This window comes from Methanobacterium aggregans, from assembly GCF_017874455.1.
Lineage (GTDB): Archaea > Methanobacteriota > Methanobacteria > Methanobacteriales > Methanobacteriaceae > Methanobacterium_C > Methanobacterium_C aggregans.
In genome coordinates this window covers 272,342-292,030 of sequence record NZ_JAGGLN010000001.1, presented here as the reverse complement: position 1 = coordinate 292,030, position 19,689 = coordinate 272,342, and the positions used below count along the sequence as shown (strand labels likewise).

18 protein-coding genes and 1 pseudogene are annotated in these 19,689 nt (G+C 35.0%); 3 read left to right on the top strand and 16 right to left on the bottom strand.

Annotation, left to right across the window (positions count from 1 at the left end):
• Positions 1-126: 126 nt before the first annotated feature.
• The 7 genes from J2756_RS01395 to J2756_RS01365 form a co-directional block, all read right to left on the bottom strand.
• A complete protein-coding gene (locus J2756_RS01395) occupies positions 127-741 on the bottom strand; it encodes a molybdenum cofactor guanylyltransferase (protein WP_209581543.1) in 615 nt (204 codons plus the stop codon).
• A 153-nt stretch (positions 742-894) separates the two neighbouring features.
• Positions 895-1,623: a DUF4012 domain-containing protein gene (locus tag J2756_RS01390; protein WP_209581541.1), complete on the bottom strand. Its 729-nt coding sequence runs from the start codon at positions 1,621-1,623 to the stop codon at positions 895-897.
• A 371-nt stretch (positions 1,624-1,994) separates the two neighbouring features.
• Positions 1,995-3,482: an IMP dehydrogenase gene (guaB, locus tag J2756_RS01385; RefSeq protein ID WP_209581538.1), complete on the bottom strand. Its 1,488-nt coding sequence runs from the start codon at positions 3,480-3,482 to the stop codon at positions 1,995-1,997.
• A gap of 278 nt (positions 3,483-3,760) precedes the next feature.
• Positions 3,761-4,474: a (5-formylfuran-3-yl)methyl phosphate synthase gene (locus tag J2756_RS01380; protein ID WP_209581536.1), complete on the bottom strand. Its 714-nt coding sequence runs from the start codon at positions 4,472-4,474 to the stop codon at positions 3,761-3,763.
• A gap of 81 nt (positions 4,475-4,555) precedes the next feature.
• Positions 4,556-5,758: an LUD domain-containing protein gene (locus J2756_RS01375; protein WP_209581534.1), complete on the bottom strand. Its 1,203-nt coding sequence runs from the start codon at positions 5,756-5,758 to the stop codon at positions 4,556-4,558.
• The gene (locus tag J2756_RS01370) at positions 5,745-6,449 is read right to left on the bottom strand and encodes a (Fe-S)-binding protein (protein ID WP_209581533.1); all 705 of its coding nucleotides are present in this window, start codon (positions 6,447-6,449) and stop codon (positions 5,745-5,747) included. Before J2756_RS01370 ends, J2756_RS01375 begins: the two co-directional genes overlap by 14 nt.
• 269 nt (positions 6,450-6,718) lie before the next feature.
• Positions 6,719-7,723 (bottom strand): glycosyltransferase, encoded by a 1,005-nt coding sequence (locus J2756_RS01365; RefSeq protein WP_209581531.1) that lies wholly within the window; start codon positions 7,721-7,723, stop codon positions 6,719-6,721.
• Positions 7,724-7,921: 198 nt separating this feature from the next.
• Here J2756_RS01365 and J2756_RS01360 point away from each other — a divergent pair, with 198 nt between their 5' ends.
• Entirely contained in the window at positions 7,922-9,343 is a 1,422-nt protein-coding gene (locus tag J2756_RS01360; RefSeq protein WP_209581529.1) for a flippase, read from the top strand.
• Positions 9,344-9,435: 92 nt separating this feature from the next.
• On the opposite strand, the gene J2756_RS01355 is transcribed toward J2756_RS01360, so the two are convergent.
• The 4 genes and pseudogenes from J2756_RS01355 to J2756_RS01345 all read right to left on the bottom strand — a co-directional run bounded on the left by J2756_RS01355 (position 9,436) and on the right by J2756_RS01345 (position 12,572).
• The gene (locus tag J2756_RS01355) at positions 9,436-10,284 is read right to left on the bottom strand and encodes a glycosyltransferase family 2 protein (protein WP_209581527.1); all 849 of its coding nucleotides are present in this window, start codon (positions 10,282-10,284) and stop codon (positions 9,436-9,438) included.
• A gap of 13 nt (positions 10,285-10,297) precedes the next feature.
• On the bottom strand, positions 10,298-11,245 hold the full coding sequence (locus J2756_RS01350; RefSeq protein ID WP_209581523.1) for a UDP-glucuronic acid decarboxylase family protein: 948 nt from the start codon (positions 11,243-11,245) through the stop codon (positions 10,298-10,300).
• A gap of 156 nt (positions 11,246-11,401) precedes the next feature.
• On the bottom strand, positions 11,402-11,572 hold the full coding sequence (locus tag J2756_RS11680) for a UDP binding domain-containing protein (protein ID WP_342593091.1): 171 nt from the start codon (positions 11,570-11,572) through the stop codon (positions 11,402-11,404).
• Positions 11,573-11,646: 74 nt separating this feature from the next.
• Positions 11,647-12,572, bottom strand: a pseudogene (locus tag J2756_RS01345) (UDP-glucose dehydrogenase family protein).
• Positions 12,573-12,994: 422 nt separating this feature from the next.
• Between J2756_RS01345 and J2756_RS01340 the strand changes: the two are divergent.
• Positions 12,995-13,624 (top strand): class I SAM-dependent methyltransferase, encoded by a 630-nt coding sequence (locus tag J2756_RS01340; RefSeq protein WP_209581521.1) that lies wholly within the window; start codon positions 12,995-12,997, stop codon positions 13,622-13,624.
• Between the two features lie 89 nt (positions 13,625-13,713).
• Positions 13,714-14,748, top strand: coding sequence for a glycosyltransferase family 2 protein (locus tag J2756_RS01335; RefSeq protein WP_209581519.1), 1,035 nt, complete (start codon positions 13,714-13,716; stop codon positions 14,746-14,748).
• Between the two features lie 10 nt (positions 14,749-14,758).
• Here the strand turns inward: J2756_RS01335 and J2756_RS01330 are convergent, their stop codons facing one another.
• The 5 genes from J2756_RS01330 to J2756_RS01310 form a co-directional block, all read right to left on the bottom strand.
• On the bottom strand, positions 14,759-15,958 hold the full coding sequence (locus J2756_RS01330) for a glycosyltransferase family 4 protein (RefSeq protein WP_209581511.1): 1,200 nt from the start codon (positions 15,956-15,958) through the stop codon (positions 14,759-14,761).
• 48 nt (positions 15,959-16,006) lie between these two features.
• Positions 16,007-17,197 carry a glycosyltransferase family 4 protein gene (locus J2756_RS01325; RefSeq protein ID WP_209581508.1) on the bottom strand — a complete coding sequence of 397 codons (1,191 nt, stop codon included), beginning with the start codon at positions 17,195-17,197 and terminating at the stop codon, positions 16,007-16,009.
• A gap of 102 nt (positions 17,198-17,299) precedes the next feature.
• Positions 17,300-17,683, bottom strand: coding sequence for a DUF2304 domain-containing protein (locus J2756_RS01320; protein WP_209581505.1), 384 nt, complete (start codon positions 17,681-17,683; stop codon positions 17,300-17,302).
• 52 nt (positions 17,684-17,735) lie between these two features.
• Positions 17,736-18,413 carry a glycosyltransferase family 2 protein gene (locus J2756_RS01315; protein ID WP_209581502.1) on the bottom strand — a complete coding sequence of 226 codons (678 nt, stop codon included), beginning with the start codon at positions 18,411-18,413 and terminating at the stop codon, positions 17,736-17,738.
• Between the two features lie 170 nt (positions 18,414-18,583).
• Positions 18,584-19,168, bottom strand: a complete 585-nt coding sequence (locus tag J2756_RS01310) for a flavodoxin family protein (protein WP_209581500.1) — start codon at positions 19,166-19,168, stop codon at positions 18,584-18,586.
• Positions 19,169-19,689 lie beyond the last annotated feature (521 nt).

Sequence of the window (19,689 nt, the reverse complement as noted above, 5' to 3'; positions counted from 1 at the left end):
TGATTTAATATTGACTAAAGGATATTTTATTGTTTACTACTTAAAAAATTCAAAAAGGATCTACAAAATGTCCTAAAAAAGGATATTCTTCTTTAATAGGAGATTTGATCCATAATTACTCCATATTTATTCAAAAACCCTCTTTGAAATATCTTCAGCCCTGTTTATGTTCTGAAAACTCCTGCCTGTTTCATCAACTGTGTCAGCATCAACGAATTTAACATTCGATCTTTTGATGAGGGACCTAACATCCCTAAAACCATCTTCAAGGATTTCATGGATGAGATCAATGGAACTTCTCTTATAAATTGAGTGTAATGGTTCTATTCGACCATCATAAGACACTGGCACAACTGCATCGTATTCATCCACCTCTGATAATTGGAACATCCTTAAAATAAATGTTCTGGATATGTATGGTGAATCACATGGCAAAACAAGTGCCTTGTCAGATTTTATATGTGTAAGGCCAGTTAATATACCCACAAGGGGGCCCTCATCCATTTTCATGTCAATGCAGAACTTTAAATCTGTTTTTAAATCCATTTTCATGGATCCTAACAGGTTTTTGTAGGCTTCAACCCTTTTTTCATCCCTTAAAACCATCACAACTTCATCAACCAGATCTGCAACAGTTTCAAGAACATGAAAGATCATGGGTTTGCCCTCAAGGAGCATAGAACCTTTATCCTGCCCCATGCGAGTGCTCATTCCGCCGCAGAGAATTATGCATGACTTCATGGGTTTAACTATGTTCTTGAGGTTCTTATCTTTTTGGAATTGATAAAATTTTATGGTAAAATTTTATTGTGCAAACTAAAAGAAGAAGTGATATATACTATATATTACCCTAGAAAAACTTTAAAAATGGAAAAAAACAAAAAAAAGGAAGAATTAACTTCCCAGTAATGATTTCATTCCCAGATCCACTGCAAATTGCGTCACTATGTCTTCTGGTACTACTCTGATGTTTCCTGAATGGTACTGTTCTATTGCAACTTTTGCCAGGTTAAGGTAGATTGTTGGGTTGCCTTCAGCAGCGCTGATAATAGGGTTCATAAGGGAACTTGTGGCTTCGCCCCTTGTTTCTGTGCTTGTTGATTGTTCAGTCATGTTTCTTATGTAACCTATGGAATCTGTGATGGTTTGATTTTGACCATTTACTTCAATTGGGCCAACAGCAGCTAAAAGTGCATCTACAGCATCTGGAGTTACCATCACAACCACGTCTGTTTTTATTCCCTTGTTGTATTCCACTATTTCTTGTGCTCTTTCAGCACCAAAGGTGGTGTTCACACCGTACAAGGAGTCGTGAAGCAGTAACATTCCAGAACCTAAGTCTGTTGGTTCTGTGTAAACAGCACTTCTCAATCCTCCAGGATAAATTGATGTCACATTCACTAGCTTGCCATCTGTAACATTGAGTACAAATGCCATATCAACAGATCCTATACCCTCTGTTCCATTATCTTCTGTTGGATCAACACAACACAAAAGGATGTTATAACTACCGTTCAAGTTACCGACAGCAGATACTGACTGCTCATATTCATAGAATACAGCTGAGGCTCCAGCAATCAACAGTAACACCACCACGATAATTAGTTTTAATAATGTTCTCATGAATTCCCCTCTTCTTTTTCTAAATTCTCTTTTTGATTTTGTCTTCTATTTCTAAAATTAAGGCCAAAAAAAATGCCAACATCAAATATGGTAACGGTAATAAATATAAAGATTTTCCCAAATTAGCCCCTAATTTATGCCTAATGTTTTCTATTTTGGAACGTAGAATAGTTTCACCAACATAGATTACATTTAAATAGCTTATCTTTTAAAATAAGGTAAAATTAGTGATGAAAGTAGAAGTAGTGATGAAAAGTTTAAAAAAAATTAAAACTTTAAAAATAGGGGGTACGTGTTAGAGTATCAATATCAAAAAATAGTGGAATAAATAAATAGTATTGGAAATTGAATTCCAATAAATCATCTATACCTTAGAGAAGTCTTGTTGTAGGGTAGTTCGGACTCTCATTGGTTATGAGCATGTCGTGTGGATGGCTTTCAGTCATTCCACTGCCTGTGATCCTCACGAACTTCGCATTTTCCTTCATAGCCTTGATGTCCTTTGCACCGCAGTAACCCATTGAAGATTTAAGTCCTCCGATTAACTGGAATATGACCTCATCCACAGGTCCCTTGTAGGGTACAACTCCTTCAACTCCCTCAGGTACGAGTTTTGAGTGTTTCATTGGGCCTTTAACTTCCTGGAAGTAGCGATCTGTTCCTGCACCCACACCACCAGTCATGGCTCCAAGAGAACCCATTCCACGGTACTGTTTGAATTTACGGCCGTTCATTATAACAACTTCACCTGGAGCTTCATGAGTACCTGCAAGTAAACTTCCAAGCATCACAGCATCAGCACCTACTGCTATGGCCTTTGCAGCATCACCAGAGTATCTTAAACCACCATCAGCTATAACTGGGACGTCATATTCTCTTGCAACATCTGCAACATCGGATATTGCTGTGAGCTGTGGAACTCCAACTCCTGCTATTATCCTGGTTGTGCAGATGGATCCTGGTCCTATACCAACCTTCAGTCCATCAACACCCTGAGCTATAAGATCTTCTGCAGCTTCTTTGGTGGCAATGTTACCTACAAGTAGGTCTGCATCGATATTTTCGTTCATGGTCCTTGTGAACTTAACAACGTCCATGTTGTGGCCGTGTGCACAGTCTATTGCTATTATATCTGCTCCTGCTTCATCAAGTGCCATGGCACGTTCCAGATCGAATGGTCCTGCTGCAGCTGCAACCAAAAATCTGCCCTTCTTGTCCCGGGATGCATTTGGAAGTTCTTTTCGTTCAAGTATGTCCTTTATTGTTACTATGCCAACTATTGCTCCGTCTTCAACAACAGGAAGTCTTTCAACCTTGTTTTCATATGCAACATCAAGTGCTTCTTCTGGTGTGGCTGATTCTGAGACTGTAACAACTTCTTCAGTCATTATGTCTGCAACCTTTTTATGAGCATCAGAGTTAATTATGGGTTTTATGTCCCTGCGGCTTATTATTCCTATTACAAGGCCGTTATCCACAACTGGAAGTCCACTTATTTCTTCTTCGTCCATTATTTCACTGGCTTCTTTTATGGAAGCTTCTGGACTTATGGTTATTACATCCCTTATTGTGAGGTCACCGGACCTTTTAACCTTCAGGATCTCTTCAACCTGCTCATTTATGGTCATGTTTCTGTGTATAACACCTAAACCTCCTTCCTGAGCCAGTGCTATTGCCATTTCAGCTTCTGTCACTGTGTCCATGGGTGAGCTTATTATTGGTATGTTGATCTGGTAATTTTTTGAGATGCGGGTTTTTGTTACAATGTCCTTCGGTTCCACATGGGATGCTGAAGGTACCATCAAAAAATCGTCGAATGTATAACCTGTTGGGGCGTTTTTTAATTTTTCCGAAAACATACATTTACCTCCAACCTTTAAAAAAAAGGTTGATCAAAAATTTAAATCCGTTTAAAACAAAGTATCCTGAAATTCATTGAATATTTGATGGGATTATGAAAATATCCTTGAATATTAATGAATTAATTTATCTATTTTGAACCTCTATTGAATTAATTTTATTATAATAATTTACATTGTTATATTATTACAATAATTAGATAATTCTGTTTTTTTATATTTTTTAAAAAATTTTCAGGATAAATTGTAAATTTTCTTAAATATTGTATTTCAAACCTTTAAAAGTTTTCTATAATTTTCTTCAATTCACTGACAGCACTTCTGTGTATCTCTCCAGTGTTACGGTCTCCACCAACACATGCTGCACCGCGGATACCAACCACGTCACAGCCAATATCGTAGAGCATTGAGAGCTGTTCCTTTTTAACTGAACCCGCAAGGGCAGATTTAAGGCCGTAATCATGAATTGTGTCGTTGAACTTGGTCAGGGCTTCCTCGTCCATGAAGTCAAAGAGGGTTTTACCATCTTTAACTGCCGTGTCAACCATTGCAAGGTCTGCACCTGCATCGGCTGCTATCCTTGGGATTTCCATTGGGTCAACTGCCCCAACCCTGTGGGCATCGGCGTATCCTGCTGCCACAACAACTGCATCCTCATTGAAGTCTCGAACTGTTTTTACAACATTTTCCATAACTTCAAGGCCTTCATCGTAGTTCTTGGTACCGTAAAGTCCCACTTTTATGTAGTCTGCTCCTGAAACAACTGCTCCTGCTGCTGCTAATGAAACTGTTCCTGGTTTGTAGGGCACGTCTCCCAATGTTGCGCTAACGTACATCCCCTTGGGAGTTAGTTCGCTTATTTCTTTTATTACCCATGGGAAATTTGCACCTAATGATCCTTCTTTTGGATTTTTGACATCGATTATATCAGCACCGCCTTCTATGGCCTCACGTGCTTCTTCAGTGTTTATTGGACTAATTAAGAGAAGCAAAATCTCTACCTCCTATTATATTAAAAGTCTTAAAACTAATATTTAAAATCTGTGCTTAAATATTTAACCCCATAACTAAAATTAAAAAGGTGATCCTGTCTTTTTAATGTTATCTTTAATTTCACAGTGCTTAACATTTGAAATACCCTTTTTAACCAGTTTTTTTCGAGTATTCTCCATGAGATGATTGGTTTCAATACCCAAAGGACACTCAACTGTGCACAAACCACATAATGTGCAGTAAAAAAGTCCTGAATCATAACAGACAGATTCATCTTCAATGAACTGACTTAAAAATACTCCTTTACCACCTAAATGTCTTCTGTAACCAAATTCATTACCCATGACACTGTAAACTGGACAGGTTGCAACGCAGCTTCCACATCCTATGCACAGAAGGCATTCACCTCCATCTTCAAGGGCTTCACTACGTCCGTTGTCGATGAGAATCACAACCACCCTGTTTGGGCCGTACATTCCCCTGAGGTGTATCTGTTCAATGTCCGCTGTTTTTGAGGGTGAGGATACCACGTTCATGTATGCAGGAACCCTTTTGCCAGTTGCGTAGATGGTTTCAAGTTTCACAACGGATACTGCTTCTTCCACAGTTTCAACGAGTTTATCTATGCCTGCAAGGATTATGTGGGTGTCAAGCATTGAAACCAGACTTATATTTCCCTCGTTATGTACAGTTACAACTGCACCATCTTCTGCTGCAACTGAGTTTGCACCTGTTATTCCAACTCTGCATTTTCCAAGTTTTTCAAGGACATCTGCCTTCACTGAGTTGAGTATGGATCTGGGTTCTGGTTCAACCTCCATTTCAAGTTCCCTTGAAACTATCCTTGCTATATCAACCATTCTAAGATGTGAGGCAGGACCTATAGGATGTGATGGTCTGCTTTCAGGGTCGAACTGTACGATCCTGTCACCGAGATCCGTTTCAAGCACCTCAACATCATGGGTTTTAAGGAACTCTGAAAGTCCTATTTCACCTGCAGTGTTTGATTTGGACTTTGCAACCATCTTTTCATCCTTAACTATATCATAGACTGCTTGAAGTGCTTCTTCTGAATTTTCAGCAAGGATAACTTCCATTCCATTTGCTTCAAGTGTTTTGATTCCTTTCTGTAGGAGTTCGTCCAGGTTTGAGATGGAATGTTCCCTTATCTGAATGACTTTTTCCTGGAGTTCCTGTGTTTGAGGTGTATCCATTATTTTGATCCGTCTCTCATTCAGTATCCCAAAGGACCTGTTCATTGCTTTGATTTCAGATTCTTTCATCTTCGATCCCCATGATAAGAATTTCAGATATGTCTTTAACCTTTAAGTGATTATTTTTAGAGTGGTTAACTACATCTTCCAGGTTCAAGATACAGAAGGAACATGCAGTTACAAGGGTATGGGCCCCTGTATCTTCTGCTTCTTTAATCCTTTTTTTCCCGAGTTCCAGTGCTGTTTCTGGAAATGCAGATTTAACACCTGCACCTGCACCGCAGCAACGTGATTTTTCCCTGTTACCTTTCATCTCAACAAGTTCAGAAACACCATTTAAAACATTCCTTGGCTCATCGTAAACCCCTGAGTGTCTTCCAAGGTGACAAGGGTCATGGTAGGTAACCTTCAGGGACATTTTCTGAGCTTTGAGTTTTCCATTCAGTAGAAGCTGACTGAAAAGCTGGGAAGTGTGCATAACATCAAGTTCAACCCCCAGAAACTTCTTATAATCATTTTTAAGGGTGTTGTAACAGCCTGCGCATGAAACCAATATTTTCTGGCCTTCAAGTTTCTTGGAGTTTTCTTCCATAACCTCAAGGGCATCATCCTGGAAACCTGTTCTTAGTAGGAAGGATCCGCAGCAGCCCTCATCTTCCAGGACTTCATAGTCTGTTCCTGCTTTTTTAAGTACTTTCTCTGTGGCATCTTCAATTCCAGGGAGCTTTTCCCTGACAACGCAGCCTCTGAAGTATATCATTTCTTACCATTACTCCTGTTTTTAGAAAATCTGCCATTATTTTGGATTTATTAATCTTTTAAAACCTTTAAATTCTTTCTTTAAACTCTTAAATTTTTAAAAACATGAAGAAGTGTAAAACAATTATTATAACACTATAAATGAACTTTTATAAGGATACTGAATTTATAAGGATACTGAATTTATAAGGATACTGAATTTATAAGGATACTGAATTTATAAGGATACTGAACTGAATTTTTTTGTACTAACTATAGAAGTTATGACTCTTATTTTTTCTTGTGTGGATTCATGATGAGGTTGTACAAAACCCCCAATCCATAGGTAACATGCTGAACCGGAAGGAGTAAAAATGCCATTAAGGAATAAATCGTTTTAGTTTTAAGGATTATCTCAATAAAAACAGATACAGCAAAGATCACGTATAATATTAAAGGAATCAGTGCCCAGTACCCAATCCAAAGATAAAGTGGTGCAACCAGGATCAGGTAAATGATGAATGCAACTGTTACAGGAACATTTATCCTCACCATGCTCCTGTGTTTTCTCACTGTGTTTGAGATGTTCACTCCGTAGCTGAACATGTTAGCTGCAAAATCCCGGATGGAATCTGTTTCCCTGTGCCACACACTTGCATCAGGAACGTAGCGAAATTTATATCCTGCCTTTTTGAGCCTGAAGTTCAGTTCATTGTCATCGGAGATGATTAATTCGTTGTCGTATCTGAACTTTGATATGATTTCCCGTTTGTAAATTGCGTTGTAGTTAGGTATACTTTCAATGAACTCAACCTTCCTCTTTGAAAAAGCAGGGTTCCCTCCTGAAGCTAAAAAAGAAGTTAAAAATGCATTGATAACCAGTTCTTTTTTGTTACCTGTTTCTGCAATTAAACGGGGGCCTCCAGCTCCTGCAATATATTCATCAGTTCCTTCTAGGGCATCATAAAGGTTCTGAAGCCATTTTTTATCTACGATGCAGTCTGCATCTGTAAAGGCTATGTAATGGGATTCTGGATTTGATTTATCTAACACAAGGTTCCTTGCAAAGCACAGCCCATGAAATCCAAAATCAACTTCATTCAAAACTTTGTACGGCATACCTGAACTTTTCAGAACATTTTCTGCAATCTCCCTGGTCTTATCAGTGGAGTTGCCATCAACCACCAGGATCTCATAGGAATGGTTGAATTCCTGTGCTACGATACTTTTGAGGGTTGAACCTATGTTTTGTTCTTCGTTTCTGGCTACTATTCCGAGTGTTATGTTTATTGGCATCTTATGGACCTATATCTTTTTTAAACTGTACGGGATTATTTTTTAAAGGTATGTTTATCTTCATTTAAAACTCTTTTTTATAAATATTAAAGAGTGAATTTATCATTTACACTTAAAAATGTATATTTATTCATAAAAAACATTTATATTAACAAAGAATGAGTTTAAATTAAATGTGAAGAGATAGAAGGAAATTTTATGACTACAGTAAAAACTCTGGCAAAGAATACAACTGTTTTGTTTATTGCAAACATCATAAGTTACTTACTGGGTTTTTTTACTACGTTGTATGCTGCCCGATATTTAGGGGTTGAAGGATTTGGAGTTCTATCATTAGCTCTGGCCTTTACTGGAATTTTTAATGTTTTCACAGACTTAGGATTAAGTACCCTAACTATCCGAGAAGTTTCAAGAAATAAATCTTTAGCAAATAAATATATTGGTAACACCACTGTAATGAAGATCTTTTTTGCAGTTTTAACATTAACTCTAACTTTTTTCACTGTGAAAGTATTGGGTTATCCTCAAAGTACCAGTACTGTGATTTACCTTATAACATTCTCAATAATTTTTGGAGCATTTTCTGGTGTATTTACTTCCATTTTCCAAGCATTTGAAAAAATGGAATATATGTCCATAACCATAATATTAAATGCTGTTTTAATGCTTGCCGGCGTTTTAACAGTTATATATTACCACCTTGGCGTTATAGCCATGGCTTCAGTTTATCTCGTTGTGAGTGTAATAATTTTAATTTCTAACCTTGCCATTTACTCATTGAAATTCTTTATTCCAAAAATAAAAATTGATTGGAAATTTTGGAAACCAACCCTTAAAGAGTCATTATCGTTTGGATTATCCAACATTTTGATTGTTATCTATTTTTACATAGATTCCGTTATGCTTTCTGTTATGGTAGGTAACTCTGCAGTTGGTATCTATAATGCAGCTTACAAATTAATTTTTGTTACATTATTTATACCGGGTGTTTTTGTGATCTCTATCTTTCCAATAATGTCTCAGCACTTTGAATCATCAAAAGATAGCTTAAAATTGGAATATGAAAAATCTTTTAAGTACCTATTCGCACTTGGAATTTTTATTTTTATGTACGGTTTCATATTTGCCGACAAAATTATTTCTATTATTTATGGAAATGGTTATACTGCAGCCATATTTGCTTTGCAAGTTCTGATATTTGTTGTACCCATAATATTCATAACTAATTTATTTGGAAACATATTAGGTGCCGTCAATAGACAAAGAATCATGCTGATTGTTACATCCGCAAATGCATTGTTTAACATAGTTTTAAATTTAATTTTAATTCCTGAATTTAGTTACATAGGATCTTCTGTTGCTACAGTCCTAACTGAAGGATTAGGATTTATTTTAATGTTCTGTTATATTTCTAAGTATTTCTTCAAGATTTCTGTGACTCAAAATATCTTAAAAACAGTTTTTGTTGGGATTGTAGTTACTCTAATTATGTATTGCCTGAAAGTTAATGTAAACTGGGTATTGGCAGTAATTTTAGGGTTAATTATGTATTTAGTATCATTATACCTAACAAAAGTAATCACTGAAGAAGATATGAACATTTTAAAAGAAATTTTTTAGTAATAAAAGATAAGATCTTAGAAAGAATTGTTTTTTCGTAATATGAGTTTAAGCTTCCAAGAAACTAATTAATGTAAGCATTCAATAACCTTTTATTTAAATGTTTCATTAATTCTCCTTTTAATAACCTCATCCCAATTTATATTAGGGGAAAGATAATCATTCTCCATATGTGTAGCTATGGTAGGGATAGGAACCCATAACTTCCATTGTTTGTTTGAGTTTGTTTGAGTTTTATTTTGAGTTAATGTTTTATAGAGAACTTTTAGTAAATATGGGTTCTTTAGGGATATTTTCAACATACTCCACTTACTCATATTATATTTTGTTAAATTAAACCACAGACTAGAATCTTCATTACCCTCTGTAAAAGTTAAAAAAACGTTTTTAGTCTTTTTAAGGGTTTCTTTTGTAGTAAGAAACGTTAGACATGTGGAACCTGCTGTTCTCCAGTGTTTATTCTTATATATTTTTATGAAACTTGCATAATCATGTAGATCATGTAATTTAGAATTGTAGTAATCCAAATGGTCATATGGTGATACGAAGTCCACATCATCGTTCTCTTTTAAAAGTTGAACCATATCTTCAAATTGATCTGGGAAGTAAAGGTAATCATCCTCAGCAAAATAAATAATTTCTGAAAAATTTTGTTCCAGAAGTGTTTCTATTTGAAGTCCAAAAGTTCCATAATTTCCTACACCATCTAATTTAATAAACGTTAAATCTTTGGAATCAAAATATTTTAAGAAAAGTTCTTCATATTCTGGAGGACAGTTATCCAACAACACAAACATTTTCACTTTAAGGGATCCAAGGGATTTTTTAAATGAATTTAAACATAAATCTGCCAATTTATATTTATCATCACTGAAAACTGGTGGCACCTTTGAAACTTTTGGATATATTCTGTAAGCCACAGTTAAATCGTATTTTTTCATTTAAATCACCTAATCATTTACTATTCAATTTTGACTTGAAAAATTCAATTGTTTTTGTGATCCCTTCATCAAGAGTTATTTTGGGTTCCCAACCTAAAACTTTTTCAACCTTACTTATATCTGGACATCTACGTTTTGGATCATCCACTGGAAGTGTTTTGTATGAAATTTTTGAATTTGAATTTGTTTTTTCAATGATTATTTCGGCAAAATCTATTATTTTATACTCTTCTGGACAACCAAGGTTAAATAATTCGCCTTCAATATTTTTACTCAAAGCAACCTTAAAAATACCTTCTATTAAGTCATCTATATAACAAAAACTTCTTGTTTGACTTCCATCACCATATATAGTAATATTTTCTCCATTTAATGCTTGGGAAATAAAATTAGGGACAACTCTACCATCTCCAATTTTCATTCTTGGACCATAAGTGTTGAATACTCTAATTATTCTAACATCAAGATGGTAGGTTCTGTGATATGCCATAGAAATTGCTTCTGAAAATCTTTTTCCTTCATCATAAACTGAACGTGGACCCACAGGATTTACGTTACCCCAATAACTTTCTGGTTGGGGGTGGATAAGAGGATCACCATAGGTTTCAGATGTTGAAGCAAGCAGATATCTGGAATTTTTTTCCCGAGACAGGTTTAATAGGTTTAGTGTTCCAATAGAATTAACTTCGAGGGTTTCTACAGGATATTTTAAGTAATCCACAGGACTGGCAGGAGATGCAAAATGTAGTACTAGATCAATATCCTCATCTATTTGTATAGGATCTGTTAAATCTTGTTTTACAAATTTGAAATTTTTATTGTTTTTCAAGTGGGATAAATTATTGGGGTTTCCAGAGATAAAATTATCAATACCAATTACTTTAAAGCCTTCTTTTAGGAAGTTATCACATAAATGACTCCCAATGAATCCTGCTGCACCTGCTATCAATACCGTTTTCATTTAATTGATTCTCCTAATGTTAGATTTGCCTCTTCCAACCCATAATATTCAAAGCCTTTTATGTATTCTTTTTCGCATATATTTCGGCCATCTATGATAATTGGAAGCTTCATGAGCTTTTTTTACTTTATTTAGATCAACTTCTTTAAATTCATCTCAGTCTGTAACAATTAGCAATGCATCTGAATCTTTTAAAGATTCATATTTGTTTTTAAAATATTTTATGTTTACTTCTTCAGGAAATGACAGTTTAAAATTATTCATGGCTTTAGGATCGTATAACCTTAAATTAGCACCTGTTTCATCGAGTTTTCTTACGATATATATGGCAGGGGATTCTCTTATATCATCTGTATCTGGTTTGAATGCAAGTCCCCATATTGTTATGGGTTTGTCTTTATTTATCCAGAGAACATCCTCAATTTTTTCCAGAAACTTTTTTTTCTTCTTTCGGCATTTATTTTTTCAGTTTGTTTGAGAAGTTCGAAGTTCAGTCCAAGATCCTCTGCAATTTTTATAAAAGCCTTAACATCTTTTGGAAAATATCCTCCTAGCCTATAACCGCATTTAAAAAGGAATTACTTATCCTTTTATCGTAACCTATCCCCTCTGCAACCATCTTTAGATCTAAATCAGTTTTTTCGCATAGATCTGCAATCATATTTATGTAAGATATTTTCATTGCCAAAAAAGAGTTTGAAGCATGTTTTATAAGTTCCGCTGCAGCAGGTGAAGTAATAAGAAGTTTATATCCTTTTTTTGTGAATGGTTCATACAACTCTTCAAGTATCTCCTTGGCTTTTTTGCTTTCCACACCTATGATTATTCTATCAGGACTCATGAAGTCCTGAATTGCTGATCCTTCCTTTAAAAATTCTGGATTTGATGCTACATCAAAATCTATATTTTGATCAGAATATCTTTTTATGGTCCTTTTGACCCATTGATGAGTGTTTAAAGGGACTGTTGACTTTTCAATTATTAATTTGTATCCCTCCATATTTTGGGCTATTTGACGAGATACATCTTCTACTTGAGATAAATCTGCTTTTCTATCTTCACTTTGAGGTGTGCCAACACAAATAAAAATGCTGTTGCTAAAGTTTATGGCTTCTTTAATATCAACAACAAAATTTATTCTACCTTTTTTTAGGTTATTTTGGAGCATTTCAGTCAAACCGGGTTCATAAATATGTGATATTCCTTTGTTAAGCTCTTCAACCCGAGACGAAACTTTTTCAACACATATTACTTCGTTACCCATATCTGCAAAACACACAGCTGTAACTAAACCAACGTAACCTGCACCTATAACTGTTATTCTCATGAAATCCCCTTTATTTTAGTTTAATAATAAATTAACGTATATTTAATTTAAACAATGAAATCCTGGTATTCTAAACAGTTTTTTATAATTAATAGTGATTTAAGCTGTCTTTTTTTAAAAGTTAAAATTATCTCTGAAGATCGATCACACTTTTTTTGGAATATCCTTTATTCAAATGAATACTATCATTAATTATATTCATAAATACTTAATATATGAGTTTATTTCATAGTTTAATAATGGATTATCAATCACGATTTACTTTTTAGATACCATTTATTATTTATTTTCTTCAAAAAAGAAATTAAAAATAATAATGGAGAAAAATTTTAGAAATGTAAAGATTTAAACTAAATTGAAAGCTACGATAATTTAATTAATTTATACATAAATAATAAAAAAGAAAATTATTCGAGGTTAAAATGACCAATTTCAAACTTAAACGTTCATACATGAAATTACCACAACGACTAAAAGAAGAACTTTCCGAATGTGAAACAGTTCTAGATTTAGGATGTGGTAAAACTTCTATGCTTCACCACTGTGAAGTTGATTTCTCTGTTGGTGTTGATCTATTTGATCCATATCTAGAAGAAAGTAAAAAAAAAGGTACCCATAACAAGTACATCAAAGCTGATATTACTAAAATTGAATTTGAGGAAGATGAATTCGATGGAGTTATACTTATGGATGTACTCGAACATTTATCAACAGAAGATGGGAAAGAACTTTTGATAAAGGCAGAAAAATGGGCAAAAATGAAAGTTGTGGTTTTTACACCAAATGGTTTTGTTTATCAAAGTGACAGGGAAGAAAATCCTTTACAAGTCCATAAATCAGGTTGGAAACCTCTTCAATTAAAAAAATTAGGTTTCAAAGTGAGGGGAGTAGAAGGTTGGAAAAAACTTTACGGTTACAATGACGAATTAGAACATTCTTCACTTAAATTTGGTACTTTAGGAATGGTAGCAGCGGATATAACCCGCATAATAACCTATTTATTTCCAGAATATGCATTTGGATTATGGGCAGTATGGGAAAATGATAAATAATCATTTTTAGTGGGAAACTAATTTTAAAATTTTATATTTTATAAACAGCAGAACATAAAATTAAAAAAATAGTTGAGAGAATCGTTACTATGGAAAATTTTAATGCAATATTACCACATGTTTCAATCATCATTCTCAACTGGAATGGCTGGAAAGACACCATAGAATGTTTGGAATCCGTTTATCAAATAAATTATCCTAATTATGATGTTGTCCTTATTGATAACGATTCAAAGGATGATTCCATAGAAAAAATAAAAGAATACTGTAATGGGGCTTTGAAGGTTGAATCAACATTTTTTGAAGCTGAAAAAGTTAAAACCCCCATTAAAATTATTGAGTGCCCCCTGGAAGATTTAGATAGTAAACCCAACACAAACACCAAAAGTTGCGATAGGGAACTGGTAATCATAAGGAATAATGAAAACCTTGGCTTTGCAGAGGGTAACAATGTAGGAATCATCTATGTTCTTGAACATTTAAAATCTGATTACGTTATGCTTTTAAATAATGACACAGTTGTTGATACAGATTTTTTAAATGAATTAATCCCATTTTCAGAGAAAGCAGATGAAATAGGTGTCGTAGGGCCCAGTGTTTTTTATTACAACGATCCTGATACCCTAACCTACATTGGAGGCCATGTGGATGTTTGCCACGGCAAAATAACCTATCCCCATTTAAATGAAACCCTAAAATCCGAAATACCCGAAGAAATGGATTACATTTCAGGTTGTTCATTACTAATAAAAAGAGATGTTATAGAAGATATTGGACTGCTTGATCCAGATTATTTCTTGTATTATGAAGACACAGACTGGTGTTTAAGAGTTAAAAATGCAGGTTACAGGTTATTTTACGTTCCAAAGGCAAAAATATGGCACAAAGTTTCTGCATCTATTGTTAACTCTTCCACATCCTTTTACTATGGTACACGTAACCAATTTCTGTTGATGAAAAAAAACTGTAAAAAAGGTATAAAGTTTCGTTTCATAAAATTTTTAGCCGGCAGATTCCTTTCAATTATAAATTATTTAATTAAAGGAAATGTTGAAAAGTTTATTTTATCCCATAAAATATTGGTTGATGTTCTTAAGGGAAACTATGGCTATAAAAAATTATAACATTCCAAACTTAGATTGAATCCACTTCTTCATAAACCCTCAATGTTTCCTTCGCAGCATCATCCCACTGGAAGAGCTGAACTCTTTCAAGGCCCTTTTTCATCAGTTCCTCTCTTAAGCTTTCGTCTGTGAGAATTTTGTACATCTCATCTTCAAGGGTTGCATCATCATCTGGATCAACCATAACGCCAGCATCTCCAACAACTTCAGGAAGAGAAGTTGTATTGGCCGTTATTACAGGTGTTCCACATGCCATAGCCTCCAGTGGTGGAAGTCCGAATCCTGCGTATCTGCATGGATAAACCAGAAGATCTGATGCGTTGTACCACTTTGGAAGATCTTCTTCAGCCACGTAACCCACGAAAATAACATCTTTCTCAAGTCCCAGATCTCTTATCATGCTCAGGAGCTTTTCCCTTGCCCCAAAGCTTTGAGGATCCCCTATCTTCAGTAGTTTCACATCTGGAACTCTCTTTTTGAGCCTTGCAAATGCCTTTAAAAGAAGGTCAAGATTCTGTCTTGGAGTCTCTGAACCAACGTAAAGAACAAATTTCCCTTCCAAAGGAATATTAAACCTTTGAAGTAGGGTTTTGTCCCTCTTTTTGTAGTAAACATCATGATCAACTGCATCCTTGACTATGTGTATTCTGTCTGCAGGGTAGTTCAGGTACTTTACGAGTTCATTTTTTGAAAATTCAGATATGGTTATGATCCTATCGGCATTCCTCAATCCAGTCATTATATCCTTCCACAATTTGGAACGATCGTTGTCGTAAGCCCAAGGTATGATGTCATGACAAGTTACAATGGTTTTATCCATCTCAACATACTTCAAAAGGTATGCAAGCTCTTGATAGGTTAAATGTTTCACATTGTCCTTTTTGATACTTTTTTTAACTGTCTGCCTGTAGCGGTACGTATCAATGTACATACAGGTTTTCCAGGCTGTATCAATCATACCCTTAAAAATCTTGCTTTGAGAGAAGGATTCTGTTTTATCCAGTGCAGGAAACATTCCCAATGATTCCTCTTCATTTTTAGGTTTTGAACTGAAAATTGAGCTATATTTACTTTCCATGATCTTCAGCAGGGAATCATACTCAATAAAATTCCATTCAACTCCGTCAATTCTCTTGAATATTTCCATCTGGTACTTGGACATCCCAAATATTTTGTCTGTCCGTGGACCGTTTATGTAATCTATCTCCATTTTTACCCCAAATATTAAATTGAATTTAATGAAACATCAAGAACCTGCTCAATACTTTTCAAGTAATTCATCATATATCTTCTCAGTTTCCTCTGCAATTTTAGTCCAGGAATAATCTTCAGACATACTTTTACCCTCACGGGACATCTTAGCCCGGAGATCATCATTTTCAACCAGTTCCTTTAATGCATCTGCAAGGGCTTCGACATCTCCAGGTTCAACTATAATTCCATTCTTACCGTTTTGAACTATGTCAGGTATACCCCCAAGTTTTGAGGAAACCACCGGAAGTCCACAGGCCATTGCTTCAAGATTAACTATTCCAAAGGCTTCAGCCATTGTAACTGATGGCAGACAGAATATATCTGCAGAATGATAATATAATGGTTTAGATTTTTCTTCAATGAACCCTGCAAATACAACACTGCCTGAAATATTCATTTCTTCAGATAATTTTTGCAGTTCTGTCTGCATTTCCCCTCTACCAACATAAAGAAGCATTAACTTTGGATATAACTTTTTAACAATAGCAAATGCTTTTAAAAGCACATCAGGTCCCTTGTAAGCAACCACGTTTCCAAAGAAGAGGATTATCTTCTTATTCTGTGGCAGTCCAAGTTTGGATCTGCACTCCTCCTTTGAAAGCTCAATTTCAAAGTCCTCAGGATTTATTCCATTGGGAACAACCTTAATTTTATCACGGTATTTACCCAAATACTTAGATTCATCTATGTAGGAATTTGAAGTTGCTATTATGGCATCTGCATTTGAGAGAACCCTGTCCAGAATGTACCTGTTGTAAATGGCTGTTGCAGTGTTTCTGATGAAGTTTCCCCCAGTTTCCTGGGCATCTGCATGATAGGTGATTACAAAGGGTACGTTCTTTTTCTTGGCGTATCTTGATGCTGACAGATCTGGAAGTGGAATGTTGTAATGGGCATGGACAATTTCCACATTCTCATCAAGGGGTTTGTACATCAGTTTGAGGGATAGATTAGCGCTTGCAATCTTCAAGTTAGTTGTGTAACGGTGAATTTTCATTCCCTCTGAATTTTCCACAGAGTCATTGGAATCTATTGATGCTGTGAAAACATCTATTTCATGTCCTCTCTCTGCCATGTTAACTGCTAGATTGTAGGTTGCAATTTCAGTTCCACCGTGAGCATAATCTTTATCATAGCCGGATTTACCCACAAGTTCTGTGTATGGAAAATGCCCAATGAAGTATCCTATATTCATGTTATCGTTACCCTTATAAACTTAGATGAAAGCTAAAAACTAATTATATTCTTAAAAAAAAACATAATTTGAAGTTTTTTCAAATCTCAAGAAGAATTACTATTAATTTTCCTTTTTTGGTAATTTGTGTGTTTTTGAAGATTCCTTTGAATCTGGATTAGAATATTCATTTTGAATGGCAATCTCCCTCACAAGATCCGTCAGTTCTTCTTCAACAGTTTCAAGACGGCTGTACAATTTGAATATGAGGTAAAAAGACATTATAAGTCCTAATATTAAGATTAAGTCCAAACCCCTTCCTATTCCTGTAACCTTTGCAAAGATGGATGTTGATGCAGGATATATTGAGATCAGTATTAATAAAAGCCATATCAGGTTCCATAGAGCCATCATTCCCAGGGACATCTTCCCATCTCTGAACCTTAAAATGGTGATTATCACTGCAAAAAGTCCCACTAAAATTCCTAGTATCTGGTATATCATCATTTTAAACACCCTTTTTAAATTAAATCAATTGAAGCATATGCTAATCCCACAACTACTTTAAAACATTCATAACCAGTTTTGCAAGTATCTTAAGCCCAACCTTCAAATTTGTGCCCTTGGTCATGGAGTAATCCGTGTAAATTGTCTTCATAGGTACTTCCACCAGCCGGAGCTTGTGCCTTTTTATTTCACCCACTATCTCAGATGAAACACCATAATCCCTTGCATTTATCTCAATAACTTCTGCAGCTTCCCTTTTAAATGCTCGAAGACCTGATTGAGAGTCATTAACATTTATGCCATAAAATATCCGAGTTATAATATTCATTACTGTGTTTCCAAACTTCTTTGAATCAGGCATGTGTTTAAAATCTCTTACACCTATGACAACATCTGCTTCACCATGGATGATGGGCAGGCATACCTTCATTATGTCATCTGGATCATGCTGACCATCTGCATCAAATGTAACGATGATATCAGCATCATGGAGTAATGCTGCTTCTATCCCAGTCTTCAGCGCCCCTCCCAAGCCTATGTTTAAAAGATGCTTGTATATGAAGCACTGGTTTTCCTGATTTCTACTGATATCCTCTGCCACTTGGTAGGTTGCATCATGGGATCCATCATCCACAACAACAACACTGAATCCCCTGCTGAAAAGCTTTTCCATAACTTCTTCTATTGTTTTTTCTTCATTGTAAGCTGGCATAACCACAAATATCGTCATAGGTTACCTCACTGAAGGAATGATATAACTGTTTATAAATTATCCTTTGAATTCAAATATCTATAATATGATATAACTTTTATCCTTTTTTATGTTATTTATGGTTGAATCACTTATAATAATTGAGTTTATAAAAAAAAGTAGTTAAAAAAAGAAATAAAAAATCTATCTCATTCCTTCAATCTCTTTGCAAGTTCAGCAACCCTCTTTCCAAGGTTTTTAGAGGTTTCTATTCCAACATCATCATTTTCTGTACTTCCAACTGGACCTCCAACTCCTGTACCTCCATAGTGGGCTGCTGGTGCTCCATCTCCAACAATTATGGCATCCTGTATGAGGAGGAACTCGTGTATTGAGGATATGGTTGTTTCCTGACCACCATTTCTCGAAGCCCCAACTGCTATTGCTCCACAGACCTTATCCCTGAGTTTGAAACTCGCCCGTAGTGGTCTTGACCTGTCCATGAACATCTTCATCTGGGATGTGACCCCTCCAAAGTAAACAGGACTTCCCATGATGATACCATCTGCACCTGCAAGTCTCTCAGATATCTCCCTCATATCATCGTATATTGCACATTCACCTGTTGCCTTGCAGATATCACATGCAACACAGGGTTCTATTTCTGCAGATCCAAGATTGATAATTTCTGTTTCCGCACCCGCATCTTCTGCAGATTTAAGTGCTGTTTTAACGAGAAAAGATGTGTTTCCATCTTCCCTTGGGCTTCCCACCATTCCTATTATCCTAACCAAAACGATACCTCCTTATTAAATGAATTATTCAATGAGTTAAATCATACTTTTCTTATCTATTTTTTTATTCCCTTATTTATCCATCTTTATTGACTCAGATAAATATATTGAAGTCGATTGTATCTACAAAATATTGTATCTACAAAATCAAAATACAAGTTTTATTATATAAAAGTTGGTTTGAAGATTTAAATTATGAAGGACAAACCACAATAATTCATTGAAAAAGTAGTTACCATTAAAAAAACATAAAATATACATCTTATTCACACAATTCATGAAACGAATGAGATAACTGAAGAGAAAAATCTGTACAAATCTTAATATTAACTTCAACCATAGTTAGATGATACCTAATCAAATTAAATGATATGAATTAATTAAACAGTATTAAAACTTGGGATCAAACCATGAAAATTAAAACCCATACAGAGTTATTATCCAATTTACTTTATTCAACTGATTAAATTAACCTGAAATAAATTAATAATAAGTTAAAATAGGAATATCCTAAAAATACA